This is a genomic window from Streptomyces rimosus (genome assembly GCF_008704655.1).
GTDB lineage: Bacteria > Actinomycetota > Actinomycetes > Streptomycetales > Streptomycetaceae > Streptomyces > Streptomyces rimosus.
On record NZ_CP023688.1, the window covers coordinates 7,630,663 to 7,647,179 of the forward strand.

Annotated in this window: 16 protein-coding genes; 13 read left to right on the forward strand and 3 right to left on the reverse strand. The window is 72.9% G+C overall.

Going from position 1 to position 16,517, the window contains the following annotated elements; translation table 11 throughout:
* Positions 1-74 precede the first annotated feature (74 nt).
* Positions 75-842, reverse strand: coding sequence for a FadR/GntR family transcriptional regulator (locus tag CP984_RS33350; RefSeq protein WP_226048725.1), 768 nt, complete (start codon positions 840-842; stop codon positions 75-77).
* 73 nt (positions 843-915) lie between these two features.
* Between CP984_RS33350 and CP984_RS33355 the strand changes: the two genes are divergently transcribed.
* The 4 genes from CP984_RS33355 (at position 916) to CP984_RS33370 (ending at position 5,880) form a co-directional block, all read left to right on the forward strand.
* On the forward strand, positions 916-2,283 hold the full coding sequence (locus CP984_RS33355) for a glutamine synthetase family protein (protein WP_003985327.1): 1,368 nt from the start codon (positions 916-918) through the stop codon (positions 2,281-2,283).
* Between the two features lie 13 nt (positions 2,284-2,296).
* Positions 2,297-3,664 carry an aldehyde dehydrogenase family protein gene (locus CP984_RS33360; RefSeq protein ID WP_030178156.1) on the forward strand — a complete coding sequence of 456 codons (1,368 nt, stop codon included), beginning with the start codon at positions 2,297-2,299 and terminating at the stop codon, positions 3,662-3,664.
* A complete protein-coding gene (locus CP984_RS33365) occupies positions 3,665-4,450 on the forward strand; it encodes a 3-oxoacyl-ACP reductase (RefSeq protein WP_003985329.1) in 786 nt (261 codons plus the stop codon). It abuts the gene before it with no gap.
* Between the two features lie 128 nt (positions 4,451-4,578).
* Positions 4,579-5,880, forward strand: a complete 1,302-nt coding sequence (locus tag CP984_RS33370) for an HAD family hydrolase (RefSeq protein ID WP_003985330.1) — start codon at positions 4,579-4,581, stop codon at positions 5,878-5,880.
* Between the two features lie 29 nt (positions 5,881-5,909).
* On the opposite strand, the gene CP984_RS33375 is transcribed toward CP984_RS33370, so the two are convergent.
* On the reverse strand, positions 5,910-7,127 hold the full coding sequence (locus CP984_RS33375; protein ID WP_003985331.1) for an amino acid deaminase/aldolase: 1,218 nt from the start codon (positions 7,125-7,127) through the stop codon (positions 5,910-5,912).
* A 225-nt stretch (positions 7,128-7,352) separates the two neighbouring features.
* On the opposite strand from CP984_RS33375, the gene CP984_RS41610 reads away from it, so the two are divergent.
* The 4 genes from CP984_RS41610 to CP984_RS33395 all read left to right on the forward strand — a co-directional run bounded on the left by CP984_RS41610 (position 7,353) and on the right by CP984_RS33395 (position 11,846).
* Positions 7,353-8,684: a hypothetical protein gene (locus CP984_RS41610; RefSeq protein ID WP_094777490.1), complete on the forward strand. Its 1,332-nt coding sequence runs from the start codon at positions 7,353-7,355 to the stop codon at positions 8,682-8,684.
* Positions 8,681-9,841 (forward strand): type VII secretion-associated serine protease mycosin, encoded by a 1,161-nt coding sequence (gene mycP / locus CP984_RS33385; protein WP_003987438.1) that lies wholly within the window; start codon positions 8,681-8,683, stop codon positions 9,839-9,841. The genes CP984_RS41610 and mycP overlap by 4 nt, the downstream gene beginning before the upstream one ends.
* A 409-nt stretch (positions 9,842-10,250) precedes the next feature.
* Positions 10,251-10,985 carry an SseB family protein gene (locus CP984_RS33390; RefSeq protein ID WP_003985538.1) on the forward strand — a complete coding sequence of 245 codons (735 nt, stop codon included), beginning with the start codon at positions 10,251-10,253 and terminating at the stop codon, positions 10,983-10,985.
* Positions 10,986-11,117: 132 nt separating this feature from the next.
* Positions 11,118-11,846 carry an MIP family channel protein gene (locus CP984_RS33395; RefSeq protein ID WP_003985537.1) on the forward strand — a complete coding sequence of 243 codons (729 nt, stop codon included), beginning with the start codon at positions 11,118-11,120 and terminating at the stop codon, positions 11,844-11,846.
* Between the two features lie 265 nt (positions 11,847-12,111).
* Here the strand turns inward: CP984_RS33395 and CP984_RS33400 are convergent, their stop codons facing one another.
* A complete protein-coding gene (locus tag CP984_RS33400) occupies positions 12,112-12,510 on the reverse strand; it encodes a DUF1844 domain-containing protein (protein WP_003985536.1) in 399 nt (132 codons plus the stop codon).
* Between the two features lie 304 nt (positions 12,511-12,814).
* Between CP984_RS33400 and infC the strand changes: the two genes are divergently transcribed.
* From infC to CP984_RS33425, 5 genes are all read left to right on the forward strand, one after another.
* Positions 12,815-13,510, forward strand: coding sequence for a translation initiation factor IF-3 (gene infC / locus CP984_RS33405; RefSeq protein WP_078575433.1), 696 nt, complete (start codon positions 12,815-12,817; stop codon positions 13,508-13,510).
* 121 nt (positions 13,511-13,631) lie between these two features.
* Positions 13,632-13,826, forward strand: coding sequence for a 50S ribosomal protein L35 (gene rpmI, locus CP984_RS33410; protein WP_003985534.1), 195 nt, complete (start codon positions 13,632-13,634; stop codon positions 13,824-13,826).
* Positions 13,827-13,930: 104 nt separating this feature from the next.
* The gene (gene rplT / locus CP984_RS33415; protein WP_003985533.1) at positions 13,931-14,314 is read left to right on the forward strand and encodes a 50S ribosomal protein L20; all 384 of its coding nucleotides are present in this window, start codon (positions 13,931-13,933) and stop codon (positions 14,312-14,314) included.
* Positions 14,315-14,427: 113 nt separating this feature from the next.
* Positions 14,428-15,282, forward strand: coding sequence for a TrmH family RNA methyltransferase (locus CP984_RS33420; RefSeq protein ID WP_003985532.1), 855 nt, complete (start codon positions 14,428-14,430; stop codon positions 15,280-15,282).
* 44 nt (positions 15,283-15,326) lie between these two features.
* Positions 15,327-16,475: a sensor histidine kinase gene (locus CP984_RS33425; RefSeq protein ID WP_003985531.1), complete on the forward strand. Its 1,149-nt coding sequence runs from the start codon at positions 15,327-15,329 to the stop codon at positions 16,473-16,475.
* The last annotated feature ends 42 nt before the right edge of the window (positions 16,476-16,517 follow it).

A 16,517-nucleotide genomic window follows, 5' to 3' on the forward strand; every position in this document is an offset into this window, starting at 1 on the left:
CTGCGGTAAAGGTTTAGCCGCATACCTTTGCCTCGTGAGGCGGCCGGGCGCAAGCCCCCTGCGTAAAAGACTGGTTACGGGGGCGGAGCCGTCAAGAACCCGCGCAGCAGCGCCGCCGTACCCGCGCAGTGCTCGCGCATCACCTCCCGCGCCCCGTCGGCGTCCCCCTCCAGCACCGCTTCGACCAGGGCGGTGTGCTGCGCCTGCGAGTGCTCCAGGTTGCGTACCAGCAGCGGGATGCAGTCCAGCAGCTCGTTCACGCCCGCCCGCACCGCGGCGTACTGCGCGGCCAGCGACGGGGAACCGGCCAGCTCGGCCAGCGTCAGGTGCAGCAGCGTGTCCCGCCGCCGGTAGTCCGCCAGCGGCGCGTCGTGGGTCGCCGCCAGCGCCTCCCGCAGCCGCCGCGCCTGCGCGTCGTCCAGGCCGTGCGCGGCGCACAGCCCCGCGGCGCCCACCTCCAGCACCTCGCGGAACCGCAGCGTGTCCTCGACATCGACCTTGTCGATGCGGCGCCGCAGTTCGTCCTCGTCCGCGCTCTGCCGGCGCGGCCGCACGAAGGTGCCGCCGTAGCGGCCGCGCCGGCTCTCCACCAGACCCTCGTCCTGAAGGACCTTGAGCACCTCGCGCAGCGTCACCCGGCTGATGTGCAGCCGCTCCGCCAACTCCCGCTCCGCGGGCAGCCGTTCACCGGCGGCCACCAGACCCAGCCGGACGACCTGGAGTATCTGCTCCAGCGCCTCCTCGAAGCCGTTGCCCGCCCGTACGGGCCGCAGTACGGGCGCCAGCCGGTCGGCGGGGCGCTCCCCCCGGCCGTCCGCCACGCCACCTCTGGCACCGTCCACCGGAACCCCTTCCCAACCAATGGTTCGTCGCCCTACCTTATGACCTCCGGACGCAGCGACAGGAGGCCCCACCGTGGCAGACCGCACGCCCCCGCTCTCCGTCGAGGAGCTGAGACGGCTCGTCGACGCCGGGGAGATCGACACTGTCGTCCTGGCCTTCACCGACATGCAGGGCAGGCTCACCGGCAAGCGGTTCGCCGCCCGTCACTTCCTCGACGAGGTGCTGGAGCACGGCACCGAGGGCTGCAACTACCTCCTCGCCGTGGACGTGGACGTCAACACCGTCCAGGGCTACGCGATGTCCTCCTGGGAGCACGGCTACGGCGACTTCGCCATGCACGGCGACGCGGCCACCCTGCGCCGCACCCCGTGGAACCCCGGCACCGCCCTGCTCACCGCCGACCTCGCCTGGCACGACGGCTCGCCGGTCGCCGCCTCCCCGCGGCAGATCCTGCGCAGCCAGCTCGACCGGCTCGCCGAGCGCGGCTGGAGCGCGTACGCGGGCACGGAGCTGGAGTTCATCGTCTTCCGCGACACCTACGAGGACGCCTGGAACCGCGGCTACCGGGACCTGACCCCGGCCAACCAGTACAACACCGACTACTCCGTCCTCGGCACCGGCCGCGTCGAGCCGCTGCTGCGCCGCATCCGCAACGAGATGGGCGCCGCCGGGATGACCGTGGAGTCCGCCAAGGGCGAGTGCAACCTCGGCCAGCACGAGATCGCCTTCCGCTACGACGAGGCGCTGACCACCTGCGACCAGCACTCCGTCTACAAGACCGGCGCCAAGGAGATCGCCGCCCAGGAGGGCATGGCGCTGACCTTCATGGCCAAGTACAACGAGCGCGAGGGCAACTCCTGCCACATCCACCTCTCGCTGCGCGACGAGGCCGGGCAGCCGGTCCTCGCGGACGGCTCGGGGCCGTACGGCATGTCGCGGGTCATGCGGCACTTCCTGGCCGGACAGCTCGCCGCGCTGCGCGACTTCACGCTCTTCTACGCCCCCAACATCAACTCCTACAAGCGCTTCCGGCCCGGCTCCTTCGCCCCCACCGCCGTCGCCTGGGGCCCGGACAACCGCACCTGCGCGCTGCGCGTCATCGGCCACGGCCCCGGCCACCGCCTGGAGAACCGGCTGCCCGGCGGCGACGTGAATCCGTACCTCGCGGTGGCCGCCATGGTCGCGGCGGGCCTGTACGGCATAGAGCACGAGCTGGAACTCCCCGAGGCGTGTACCGGCAACGCCTACACCGGCGACGCCGAGCACGTGCCCACCACGCTGCGCGAGGCCGCCGCGCTCTGGGAGGCCAGCCCGATCGCCCGCGAGGCATTCGGCGACGCGGTCGTCGAGCACTACCTCCACATGGCCCGCGTCGAACAGGACGCGTACGACGCCGCCGTCACGGACTGGGAGCGCTTCCGCTCCTTCGAGCGCATGTAAGGAAGACCGCCACGTGTTGCAAGAGCTGCGCATCATCAACCCGGCGACCGAGGAGCAGGTAGCCGTCGTCCCCGTCACCACCCCCGCCGAGGTGGACGAGGCGGTCCGGCGGGCCGCTGCCGCACAGCAGAAGTGGGCCGCGCTGCCGCCCGGCGACCGTGCCCGCCTGCTGCGGCGGTTCGCCGAGGTCGTACGGGACAACGTCCCCGCGCTCGCCCGGCTCGAACTGACGGAGGCCGGGCACCCCCTGGGCAACGCCGAGTGGGAGGCGAACAACGTCGTCGACCTGCTGCACTACGCCGCCGGGGGAGTGGAGCGGCTGACCGGCCGGCAGATCCCCGTCGCCGGCGGGCTCGACATCACCGTCCAGGAACCGCTGGGCGTCGTCGCCGTCATCGCGCCGTGGAACTTCCCGATGCCGATCGCCGCCTGGGGCACCGCCCCGGCCCTGGCGGCCGGGAACGCCGTCCTCCTCAAGCCCGCCGAGACCACCCCGCTCACCGCGCTCCGGCTCGCCGAGTACGCGCTGGAAGCGGGCCTGCCCGAGAACCTGTTCCAGGTGCTGCCGGGCGAAGGCGCCGTCACCGGCAACGCCCTGGTCGAACACCCCGGCGTCGCCAAGGTCGTCTTCACCGGCTCCACCGCCACCGGCCGGCACATCGCCGCCCGGTGCGCCGCACAGACCAAACGGCTCACCCTCGAACTCGGCGGCAAGAGCCCCAACATCGTCTTCGCCGACGCCGACATCGAGCGGGCCGCGGCCGCGGCCCCCGGCTCCTTCCTCGACAACACCGGCCAGGACTGCTGCGCCCGCAGCCGCATCCTCGTCCAGCGCTCGGTCCACGACCGCTTCATGGAGCTGCTGGAGCCCGCCGTGCGGTCCTTCGTCGCGGGCGACCCGGCCGACCCCGCCACGCAGATGGGCCCGCTGATCTCCGCCGCCCAGCGCGAGCGCGTACGGTCCTACGTCCCCGAGGACGCGCCCGCCGCCATCCGCGGCGAGGCCCCCAAGGGCAAGGGCTTCTGGTACCCGGCCACCGTCCTGGAGGGCCGCCCGGACGACCGTACCGCCGTCGAGGAGATCTTCGGACCGGTCGCCGTCGTGATCCCCTTCGACGACGAGGCCGACGCGATCCGCCTCGCCAACGCCACCGACTACGGCCTGTCCGGCTCCATCTGGACCCGCGACGTGGGCCGCGCCCTGCGCGTGTCGGGCGCGGTCGCCGCCGGGAACCTCTCCGTCAACTCCCACAGCAGCGTCCGCTACTGGACCCCGTTCGGCGGCTACAAGCAGTCCGGCCTCGGCCGCGAACTGGGCCCGGACGCGCTCGCCGCCTTCACCGAGACCAAGAACATCTTCATCAGCACCGAGGAGAGCTAAGTGACCGACCAGACCCCCGTGTGCCGTCGCCTCGTCGGCCGCACCGCCGTCATCACCGGCGCCGGCAGCGGCATCGGCCTGGCCACCGCCCGCCGCCTGGCCTCCGAGGGCGCCAACGTCGTGTGCGCCGACATCGACGAGAAGGCGGGCAAGGCCGCCGCCGAAGACGTCGGCGGCACCTTCGTCCAGGTGGACGTGACCGACTCCGACCAGGTCGAGGCGCTGTTCAAGGCCGCGTACGACACCTACGGCTCGGTGGACGTGGCGTTCAACAACGCCGGCATCTCGCCCGCCGACGACGACTCGATCCTCACCACCGGGCTGGACGCCTGGAAGCGCGTCCAGGAGGTCAACCTCACCTCCGTCTACCTGTGCTGCAAGCACGCGCTGCCCTACATGCAGCGCCAGGGCAAGGGCTCCATCATCAACACCGCGTCCTTCGTGGCCGTGATGGGCGCCGCCACCTCGCAGATCAGCTACACCGCCTCCAAGGGCGGCGTGCTGTCGATGTCCCGCGAGCTGGGCGTGCAGTTCGCCCGCGAGGGCATCCGGGTGAACGCGCTGTGTCCGGGGCCGGTGAACACCCCGCTCCTGAAGGAGCTGTTCGCCAAGGACCCGGAGCGCGCGGCGCGCCGCCTGGTGCACGTGCCCGTCGGCCGGTTCGCCGAGCCCGAGGAGATCGCCGCCGCGGTCGCCTTCCTCGCCAGCGACGACTCCTCCTTCGTCAACGCCGCGGAGTTCCTGGTGGACGGCGGTATCGCAGGGGCGTACGTCACACCCGTGTAGGCCACAGCCTTCCGCACGGATACAGTCCGAAGATCACCAACGGGACCGGTGCCCCGGCGCGCCGGTCCCGCAGGTCCACTGCCCGCAGCAACGTCAAAGCCGACGTCCGCCCCTACCACCGGAGAACCATGCGCACCAGACACGCCCTCGCCCTGGGGCTCGCCACCGCCGCGACCGTCTCGACCCTGGCGGCCACCGGCCCCGCCGCCGCCGCGAGTCCCGCGCACCCCGCGAAGGCCCCGGAGCGTACGAGCTGTCCGCAGCTCTCCAAGAGCATCAAGTGGTACGGCGACAACCGCGCCAAGATCCAGCGCATGATCGACGAGCGCGGCATCTGCTCCCACCCGAAGCCCGGCCCCGAGGGCCGCCCCGTCGCCGCCTTCGACTGGGACAACACCGTCGTCAAGAACGACATCTCCGACGCCACACTCGCCTGGTCGCTCCAGCACGACAAGATCCTGCGCCCCAAGAGCTGGAAGTTCACCAGCCCCTGGATGACCACCGCCGCCGACCGCGCCCTGACCAAGGCGTGCGGCACCTCCGTACCCGTCGGCCGCCCGCTGCGCACCTCGAAGAACGCCGCCTGCGCCGACGAGATCATGGAGATCCGCGGCAAGGCCCGCACCATGGACGGCAAGGCCGCCTTCGCGGGCGAGTGGAACCACCGCCGCACCAAGCCCGAGTACGCCTGGATCCCGCAGCTGTTCGCCGGCCTGACCCCGGCCCAGGTCACCTCGTACGCCAAGCAGGCCCGCGCGGAGAACCTCGCCGCGCCCATCGGCGCGAAGCAGACCGTCGGCACCCACCAGCTGGCCGGCTACATCCGCTACTACGACCAGCAGAAGGACCTGATCCGCACCCTCAAGGCGGCCGGGTTCCAGGTCTACATCGTCTCCGCGTCCTCCGAGACCATCGCCGAGGCGTGGTCCGGCGGCGTCGGCGTCGACCGCGCCCACACCATCGGCGTCCGCAGCCTGATGAAGTACGGCCGGTTCACCACCGGCATCCGCGGCTGCGGCGACGTCAAGGACGGCCACGGCGAGGTGCTGCCCTACATGGACGGCAAGCGCTGCCTGATCAACCAGGAGATCTTCAAGATCAAGGGCGCCGAGGCATGGCGCTTCCAGGACCCCGCGCACCGCATCGCGCTCGGCGGCGGCGACGCCAACACCGACGTCACCTTCGTCAACGACGCCACCGGCGTACACCTGGCCATCAACCGCAACCAGCCGGAACTGATGTGCCGCGGCTACGACAACGCCGACGGCCGCTGGGTGGTCAACCCCATGTTCATCGAGCCGCTGCCGCAGAAGTCCGGTACGTACCCGTGCGCCACGACGGGTTACACCAACACCGACGGCGGCCTCGGCCCGGTGCGTCGCCCGGACGGCACGGTCGTTGCCGACCAGCGGGACCGTATTCACGCCTGATGCGCCCGAGGGCCGTGCCTTCTTATCAGCTACAGGAAGGTGCGGCCCTCGCCGCGGTACGTCGGTACCGTCGCCACCACCCGGTCGCCCTCGACCAGGTGCAGTGCCGCGAACCGTTCGCACAGCTCACCGGCCTTCGCGTGCCGGAACCACACCTTGTCGCCGAGCCGCAGGCCGTCGGCGGCGGGCCCCAGCAGCGGGGTCTGCACCTCTCCCGCCTCCTCCTGCGGGTCGTACCGCAGTCCCTCCGGCAGATACGGCACCGGCGAACGGTCCCGGCCCGCGACCCCGGACGCCGGATAGCCGCCGCCCAGCACGGTCACGACACCCTTCCCCGGCCGCCGCACCACCGGTTGGGCGAACAGCGCCGCCGGACGGCCCGTGAAAGAGCGGTAGTTGTCGAACAGCCGCGGTACGTACAGCCCCGACCCGGCCGCGATCTCGGTCACCGCTGCCTCCGCCGCCGTGTGCTGCACGCTGCCCGTGCCACCGCCGTTGACGAATTCCAGGTCCGGCGCCTCGGCCCGCACCGCGCGTACGACCTCCCAGCGCCGCCGCGCCAGGTCCCGGCGCGCCGCCGCCTGCATCGCCTGTACGGCACGGGAGCGCAGCGGATGCCCGGCGACCGCGTCGCCCACCCCCGCCACATGGCCCTCGTACGCCATCAGCCCGGCCACCCGGAAACCCGGACGGCGCGTCACCGCGCGGGCCAGCGCGGCCACCTGGTCCGGCCGGTTCATCGGCGACCGGCGCGCGCCGATCCGCACCCGTCCGCCCAGCGGCCGGTACGCGGTGTCCCACTCCAGGCACACCCGGATCTCCTCGCCGCCCCCGGCAGGGCGAGCGGCGTCGACCAGATCCAGCTGCGCCACGTCGTCGACCATCACCGTCACCGCAGCCGCCAGCTTCGGATCGGCGGCCAGTTCCGCGAAGCCCTCCCGGTCCGCCGACGGATACGCCAGCAGCACGTCCTCGATCCCGGACCGCGCCAGCCACAGCGACTCGGCCAGGGTGTAGCTCATGACGCCCGTGAAACCGTCCCGGGCCAGCGCCCGTTCCAGCAGGGCCCGGCAGCGTACCGACTTGCTCGCCACCCGCAGCGGCTTGCCCTGCGCGCGCCGTACCAGATCCGCGGCGTTGGCGTCGAAGGCGTCGAGGTCCACGAGCGCCAGCGGCGCGTCGAGATGCGCGGTGGCCCGGTCGTAACGGGCCCGGTCGGCAGCCGTGTCGCACGGATACGGGGACATGGCCGCAGCCTGCCAGAAGGTCCTACGGGTGGGTAGGGGGTAGGAACGCGACAGACCGGACGCCGGACGCCGGGGGAGAGCGGACGAGTTGGAGCACCGGCGGCGGCAGCCCGTAGAGTGAGCGGACGCCGCAACCAGCAGGTCAGCGGTGTGATGTCCGGATACGAACCACCCTGCCCCGATTGCCGGCCGGGCGCGGGACCAGGGGCGCGAGGGGGAGCGCGGGTGAGCACCGAAGCCGATTTCGCCGACGCGCATCGCCTTCCCCGCACCCTGCCCCCGCAGGCACCGGCACCGCCCGCCGAGGACCCGCAGACGGCCGTGCTGCGCCCCGTCCCGCCGGAACGCCCCGCGAAGCCGGCCCCCGGCCCGATGCCGACCGCGGCGCCGACCGGATCTGCCGCGGCGCCGACCGGACCCGCCGTGGCCGCGGCGCCGACCGGCCCGGCCGCGGCAGCAGGCGGCCCATCCCCGGAAAACATCCCGCCCCGCCCCACCCACGCCCCCGCGACGCCGCCCGCGAACAACCCGTCCGTCCTGCCCCAGACCGCGACGGACCGTCCCGCGGCGGACCGTCCCGCGACGGACCGTTCCGCCGCGCCCCGCGACACCGCCGCCTTCCACCTCGCCAACAGCGGAGCACTCTGGAACGGCGACCCGAAGCGCCCCGGCACCGCGCGTACGGCAGACGAGGCCGCCCCCGACGACCTGCCGCCCCCGACCGGCCGCCCCCTCACCGGCCCGCTCGTGCCGCCGCCTCCCGCCACCCCGCCGTACACGCCCCCGGCCCCGGCCGCGCACCACTCCGTGCGGCGCACCGCGCTGGCCGCCGCCGGACTGGTGCTCGGCGTCGGCCTCGTCGCGGGCGCCGCCGCAGGCAGCTGGCTCGCCGGCGACGCCGACGGCAGCCCCGCCGCCGAGGCGGTCTTCGCGCACGGCCGCGAGACCTGGCACAGCGCCCCCGTCGACACGCTCTTCCCGCCCACCCTGAACGGCCTGGGCACCGGCCCCGGTGGCGCGGACCGCACCTGGATCCGCATCGCCGTCGCGCCCGACAGCGGCTGTGCGGGCGCCTTCGACCCGCTGCTGACCAAGGCGCTCGCCCCGGTGGGCTGCAACCGCCTGGTGCGCGCCACCTACGTCGACGCCACCCGCACCAGCGTCATCACCGTCGGCGCCGTCTCCACCAAGGCCGACCGCACCGGCATGCAGGACCTGCGCCGCCGCTTCGCCAAGGAGCACCTGGACACCCGTACGGACCTGATGCCCCGCCCGTACGCCGCCAAGGGCACCCCCGCCGCCGGCTTCGGGCCCGCCCAGCGCGCCAGCTGGAGCATCCGCGTCCTCGACGACCTGCCCGTCGTCGTCTACGGCGTCTCCGGCTTCGCCGACGGCCGTAAGGTCGACGACCCGCAGCCCGCCGCCGAAGCCACCCGTACCGGCGCCACCACCGCCCCCGCCGAAGCCGGGCTCGGCCACGACGCGAAAGCCGTCACCGACCGCATCGAGCAGACCTTCCGCAAGCAGGCCGCCAAGGGAACCACGGAGCCGCAATGACCAGGAGGCCCCTGCTGCGCGCCGCCGGCGTCGCGCTGTCCGCCGCCGCGCTGACCGTCCTGCCCGCGCTGCCCGCCCACGCCGACGGCATACGGGCCCAGGAATGGGCGCTCAAGGCCATGAACACACAGGACGCCTGGGAGACCACCAAGGGCGAGGGCATCACCGTCGCCGTCCTGGACACCGGCGTGGACGCGAGCCACCCCGACCTCCAGGGCCAGGTACTGCCCGACAACGACCTGGTCGGCTTCGGCGCGAGCCCCGGCGACAAGGCGTGGGCCGAGCACGGCACCGCGATGTCCGGCATCATCGCCGGCCACGGCCACGGCGCCGACCGGGCCGACGGCGTGGTCGGTGTGGCACCCGAGGCGAAGATCCTGCCGGTCCGGGTGATCCTCGAAGACAGCGACCCGGAGCGCAAACGCGCCCGCGCCGAACGCGCGGGCGCCCTCGCCGACGGCATACGCTGGGCCGCCGACCACGGCGCCGACGTGATCAACCTGTCCCTCGGCGACGACAGCAGCTCCGCGCACCCCGAGCCCCGCGAGGACGCCGCCATCCAGTACGCGCTGGGCAAGGGCGTCCCCGTCATCGCCTCGGCCGGCAACGGCGGCAAGGACGGCGACCACGTCTCCTACCCCGCCGCCTACCCCGGCGTGATCGCCGTGACCGCCGTCGACCAGTGGGGCTCCCGCGCCAACTTCTCCACCCGCCGCTGGTACGCCACGGTCTGCGCGCCCGGCGTCGGCGTAGTCATCGCCAACCCGGACCGCAAGTACTACGAGGGCTGGGGCACCAGTGCCGCGTCCGCCTTCGTCTCCGGCGCGGTGGCCCTGATCCGCGCCGCCCACCCCGACCTGAGCCCCGCCCAGATCAAACAGCTCCTCACCGACACCGCCCAGGACGCCCCCGAAGGTGGCCGCAACGACGAACTGGGCGCAGGCATGGTCGACCCGGCCGCCGCGATAAAAGAGGGCAACGCCCTCAAGCCAACCCCCCAGAAGCCCGCCCCCGCCGCCCACACAAGCCACTACTTCGGCCCCGGCCCAGCCGCCGAACAGCCCAGCGCCGACCCCACATGGCTCCCGTGGACGGCAACGATCGCAGGCATGGCCCTGATCACGGCATCAGCAATCTTCTGGCGCAAGCGCACCTGACCAGTACCCGAGCCCATACACGATCCGCACCCGCCCCCGCCCAAACGCCGCCGCACCAAGCCACCCACTACCCCCACCACCCCCTCCCTCAACCACCCTTCCCACGGAAGGGGGCGGGCCGGAGCGGCCTGCCGCGCAGGCCCGCCCCCGAACCTTGACAGCCCCGCGCAGCGGCCACAGCCCGCCGCAGGCGCGTACGGTGGGGCAGCCGAAACCGAAACCGACGAGCCGGACAACCGCGCCCAGGGGGCGCAGCGCGGCCACAGCCCGCCGCAGGCGCGAACGGCGGGGCAGCCGAAACCGAACCGCCACCGACAAGCCCGCCGCAGGCGCGTACAGCGGGGCGGCCGAAACCGAACCGACCGGCCCAAACCCCGGGCCCAAAGGGCCCACCGCTAGGCTCGGCAACGTGCTCAAAAACATCCCCACCTCCGACTTCTCCGAAGACGACGGCTCCGCCGACCCGGAACTGGCCGCCGCACTGGCGGATCACGCGGCCGCACCCACGGAGGCGACCGAGACCCGGCTCCTCCCGCTGCTGAGCCGGGCCCGGCTCCTCGTCCCGGTCGTGGCCGTGCTCGGCGAGGTGGAGACCGGCCCGGACGGCCTCAAGCGGGAGAAGACGAGCGACATGGCGGTGCCGACGCTCCAGGCCCCGGACGGCCGCCGCGCCCTGCCGGCCTTCACGTCGATGGAGACGCTGCACCGCTGGCGCCCGGACGCCCGCCCGGTGGCGGTTCCGATGCGGCAGGCGCTGCTCGCCGCCGCGCACGAGAAGGCGGACACGGTCGTCATCGACCTGGCGGGCCCGGCGACGTACCAGCTCACCGGGGCCGCGCTGCGCGCGCTCGCGGAGGGCCGGGAGAGCACCGACCCGCTCGCCGACCCGGCCGTCACCGACGCGCTGCGCGCTCTGCTGGACGCCGAGCCGGACGTCCTGGTGGCCCGTCTGGACCCCTCGGCGGAGGCCGACGGGACCCTCTCCCTCGGGCTCGCCCCGGACGCCACGCCCGCCACCGTCGCCCAGCGCCTGGCCCCCGCGCTGGCCGCGGACGAGACCCTGCGCTCCCGGCTCATCCGGGGCCTCGACCTGGCCCTGCTGCCGCCGGGCACGGACACCGCGGGGGCGTTCTTCACCCGCTGACCTCCCGCCCCGGGCCCCGGCCTCCGACCACCGGCGCACCGCCTTGCACCGGCGCACCGCCTTCAACAGGCGGATCTCCTCCCCCCGCCGCACAATGCGAAGGAAAGCGCAAGATCCGGGCGAGGAGGCCCCATGGAGACGACAACGGAGACCCGCACGGTCGTATCCGAGTTCCTCGGCACGCTGCTCCTGGTGTTCTTCGCCGTCGGCTCCGCGGTGCTGGCCGGCGAGTACATCGGAACGTTCGGCATCGCCCTGGCATTCGGCTTCACCCTGCTGGCCCTGGCGTACGCGATCGGCCCGATCTCGGGCAGCCACGTCAACCCGGCGGTGACGCTCGGCATGCTGCTGGCGCACCGCATCACGCCCCGTACGGCGATCGAGTACTGGATCGCCCAGCTGCTGGGCGGCATCGTCGGCGCGGCGCTGCTGTTCCTGGTCGCCAAGCAGGTGCCGGGCCTGAAGACCGACGAGGCATTCGGGTCCAACGGCTGGGGCGACCGTTCGGCGGTGCACATCAATCTCGGCGGCGCCTTCGTGGCCGAGATCGTGCTGACGTTCCTGCTGGTGTTCGTGGTGCTCGCGGTCACCCACCGGGTGGCGGTGGTCGGCTTCGACGGTCTGCCGATCGGCCTGGCGCTGGCGACCGTGCACCTCATCGGCATTCCGCTCACCGGTACGTCGGTGAACCCGGCCCGCAGCATCGGCCCGGCCCTGTTCGCGGGCGGCGGCGCGCTGTCGCAGCTGTGGCTGTTCATCGTGGCGCCGCTGATCGGCGGCGCGCTGGCCGCGGTGGTGCACCAGGTCACCCACCCGCCGAACGAGCCCAAGCTGGTCGCGGACGAACGCTCCGCGACGTAACGGCAGCGTATCGTCGCAACGCCACCGTAGCGACGCGCCACCGTAGCGACGCAACGCCACCGCAGCGACGCCACGCAACCGTATCGACGCGTCGGCACCGTATCGATGCGACGTCACCGTATCGACGCAACCGCACCGTAGCGACGGAACCCCACACAAACGACGAGGCCGCCCCCGGCACCACCGGCCGGGAGCGGCCTCACCCACGCGCGCCCAGGACGCGCCTCACGCGCAAGGCGCGCCCAGCGCGCCGAGACGGACCCGGTTACCCGTACACCGGCCCCGTGAACTTCTCCCCGGGCCCCTGCCCCGGCTCGTCCGGCACGACGCTCGCCTCGCGGAAGGCCAGCTGGAGCGACTTCAGCCCGTCCCGCAGCGGCGCCGCGTGGTAGGAGCCGATCTCCGTCGCGCTCGCCGTCACCAGTCCGGCCAGCGCCTGGATGAGCTTGCGGGCCTCGTCCAGGTCCTTGTGCTCGGCACCGTCCTCGGCCAGCCCGAGGTTGACCGCCGCGGAGGACATCAGGTGCACGGCGACGGTGGTGATCACCTCGACGGCCGGCACGTCCGCGATGTCGCGGGTCATCGCGTCGAAGTCCGGGTTCGCGGGGGCGGCGGGGCCGGCCGGCTCCGCCGGGCCGGGCTGCTGCGGGGTCTGGTCACTCATGGCTCGCGCTTCACTTCCTGCTCAGGGGTCGGCCCCACCTTATGGTGGGCCCGTGCGCGCGCGGGGCCCGCCCCCGCGGCAGGTCCGCCGACGAGTGGGGCCCGCCCCTTGACTCGTGTATCCTGGGAGTCCGACCGGCCGAGCACCGATGTGCCCGGCCCACAAGTGGAGGCTCCGATCTCCCACCCGACCAGCCCCCGGGCAGGCGGGTCAACGGTCAGGCTGCGCCCCGCGGTGACATCGCGGCGGTGCTCCCGATCCATTGAGGAGCCCCGCCTGTGTCCCGTCCGGGGCATTTTTCGTGCTGCGGCGTGGTTGGTCATACCGAAACAGACGTTACGCGGCAGTCCGCCAGGCCGTCGCGTGGTGCTACCGAGGAGGATCCATCAGCGCCGAGCCCCGCATCAACGACCGGATTCGCGTCCCCGAGGTGCGACTCGTCGGTCCCAGTGGCGAGCAGGTCGGCATTGTGCCGCTTGCCAAGGCCCTGGAGCTTGCGCAGGAGTACGACCTCGACCTGGTCGAGGTGGCGGCGAACGCCCGTCCGCCGGTCTGCAAGCTCATGGACTACGGAAAGTTCAAGTACGAGTCGGCCATGAAGGCCCGTGAGGCGCGCAAGAACCAGGCGCACACGGTCATCAAGGAGATGAAGCTCCGGCCGAAGATCGACCCGCACGACTACGACACCAAGAAGGGTCACGTCGTCCGGTTCCTCAAGCAGGGTGACAAGGTCAAGATCACGATCATGTTCCGTGGTCGCGAGCAGTCCCGCCCCGAGCTGGGCTTCCGACTGCTGCAGCGCCTCGCGGAGGACGTCCAGGACCTGGGCTTCATCGAGTCCAACCCGAAGCAGGACGGCCGCAACATGATCATGGTCCTCGGTCCGCACAAGAAGAAGACCGAGGCGATGGCCGAGGCCCGTGAGGCGCAGGCCGCCCGCAAGGCGGAGCGCCAGGGCTCTGCTGCGGAGCAGGGCGCCGAGGAGCCTGCCGAGGCGTGATCCAGGGCGCGAGCCCCGGAGAACGCCGGGGACCGCCCCGGATTCCAACCGATACATCTGACGCCCCCGGGCGCCGGTCCCCAGGCCGGTGGGGGCGCCACTCAAGAGGAGAGAACGGCGCATGCCGAAGAACAAGACGCACAGCGGTGCCAGCAAGCGCTTCAAGATCACCGGCTCCGGCAAGGTGATGCGGGAGCGCGCCGGCAAGCGCCACCTGCTCGAGCACAAGTCGTCCCGCGTGACGCGTCGCCTCACCGGCAACGCCGTGATGGCCCCGGGCGACGCCGCGAAGGTCAAGAAGCTTCTCGGCAAGTAAGTCCTGCCGCCCGCCGCGAGGCGCGGCACGCAGGACCCGACCGGGACCGAAGTCGATTCGGGCCGCGTGACGACCACCGCGGCCCCGCTACAAGGAGTTAACAAGTGGCACGCGTCAAGCGGGCAGTCAACGCCCACAAGAAGCGCCGGGCGATCCTCGAGCAGGCCAGCGGCTACCGCGGCCAGCGTTCCCGCCTCTACCGCAAGGCGAAGGAGCAGGTCACCCACTCCCTCGTCTACAACTACAACGACCGCAAGAAGCGCAAGGGCGACTTCCGTCAGCTGTGGATCCAGCGCATCAACGCCGCTGCCCGCGCCAACGGCATGACCTACAACCGCTTCGTGCAGGGTCTGAAGGCCGCGAACATCGAGGTCGACCGCAAGATGCTGGCCGAGCTCGCGGTCAACGACACCAACGCGTTCGCCGCGCTGGTCGAGGTGGCCCAGAAGGCGCTGCCGAGCGACGTCAACGCCCCGAAGGCCGCCTGAACCACGGCCTGAGGCACGCTCGCACGGACCCGCAGGCCCCCGGCCTGCGGGTCCGTCGCTTTCCGTACGCCCTTCCGCACGCCGACGACATCCGAAGAAGTGAGCCGCCGCCCATGGGCACCCCCGAGTTGATCTCCCCGCGTTCCGCGCGTGTCGCCGCCGCCCGGCGGCTGGCCCGCCGCAACTTCCGCGGCAAGGAACGCCGGTTCATCGCCGAGGGCCCGCAGGCCGTACGCGAAGCCGTCGCGCACCGCTTCGCCGGGGAGCGCACGCTCGTCGAGCTGTTCGCCACCCCGGAGGCCGCCGAGCGGCACGCGGACATCGTCGGCGCGGTGCGCGCGGCCGGCGTACCGGTGCACTACGCCGCCGACGCGACCATCGCCGAACTGTCCCAGACCGTCACCCCGCAGGGTCTGGTCGGCGTCTGCCGCTTCCTGGACTCGCCCTTCGAGGAGATCCTGGCGGCCCGCCCGAAGCTGGTCGCGGTGCTCGCCAACGTACGCGACCCCGGCAACGCCGGCACGGTGCTGCGCTGCGCGGACGCCGCGGGCGCCGACGCGGTGGTGCTGACCGACGCCTCGGTGGACCTCTACAACCCCAAGTCGGTGCGCGCCTCGGTCGGCTCGCTCTTCCACCTGCCGGTGGCCGTGGGCGTACCGGTCGAGCAGGTCGTCGCGGGGCTGCGCGGCGCGGGCGTACGGATCGTGGCCGCCGACGGCGCGGGCGCCGCCGACCTGGACGCCGAACTGGACGCGGGCACCATGAGCGGCCCCACCGCCTGGGTCTTCGGCAACGAGGCGTGGGGCCTGCCGGAGGAGACCCGCGCACTGGCCGACGCGGTGGTGCGGGTGCCGATCCACGGCAAGGCCGAGAGCCTCAACCTGGCCACCGCCGCCGCCGTATGCCTCTACGCCTCGGCCCGCGCGCAGCGCACCGCCGGAGGCTGCCGCTCCGGCTCCCGCGGCTAGTAGTGTTGCGACCCCGTGGGCCGGAAGGGGAGGGGGTAGCGGGAATGCAGTCCAGGGCGCGGAGCACGACGGTCGCTGCCGGTTCCCGTCCGGAGGGCGGCGACGCCCCCGGCCCGGTGCCCGCCGGCGCCCCGGACCTGACCGGCGCCGGGCTCGACCCGGACGACCTGCCCGACGGCCTGGTCGTCGCCGACGAGACCGGCCGGGTCATCTGCTTCAACGCCGCCGCGGCCCGGATCACCGCCATCGCCCCGCACGAGGCGCTGGGCCGGCCGCTGGAGAAGGCGCTGCCGCTCCAGGACATCGAGGGCCGCCGCTGGTGGCAGCTGACCGACCCGTACGGCGGTCTGGCGATCCGCAACGGCCAGCCGGAGCGCAATCTGCTGCTCGGCGGCCGCGAGGTGCTGGTCTCCGCGCGCTACGTCCGCAGCCGTCCCACCGGCCCGGTCCGCCGCCTCGTCGTCGCGCTGCGCGGCACCGAGGCGCGGCGCCGTACGGAACTGAGCCACGCCGAGCTGATCGCCACCGTCGCCCACGAGCTGCGCTCGCCGCTGACCTCCGTCAAGGGGTTCACCGCCACCCTGCTCCAGAAGTGGGAGCGCTTCACCGACGACCAGAAGCGCCTGATGCTGGAGACCGTGGACGCCGACGCCAACCGCGTTACCCGCCTGATCGCCGAGCTGCTGGACATCTCCCGTATCGACTCCGGCCGGCTTGAGGTGCGGCGGCAGCGGGTGGACATGGTCGCCGCCGTACGCCGGCACGTCCAGGCCCAGACGACGGCGGGCCAGCTGCCGGACCGCTTCCTGATCCGCATGGTCGAGCCGCTGCCCGATCTGTGGGCGGACCCGGACAAGATCGACCAGGTGCTGGGCAACCTGCTGGAAAACGCGGTGCGCCACGGCGAGGGAACCGTCACCATCGAAGTGGCACCGGCATCGGACGTCTCCGGAGCGGAAGGGACGAGTGTCACCGTGAGCGACGAGGGCCCCGGCATCCCCGAGGAGTCGATGAGCCGCGTCTTCACCCGTTTCTGGCGGGGCAGCAAGCGCGGCGGCACCGGCCTGGGCCTGTATATCGTCAAGGGCATCGTCGAGGCCCACGGCGGCACGATCACGGTCGGCCGCGCCCCGGCCGGCGGCGCCCGGTTCCGATTTAGCCTGCCCGTCGGGACGCCCGCCTTCATGGCGTGAGCGGCGCCCGGCGGGCCCACCCCCGTCGGGGCTCGGATGAGG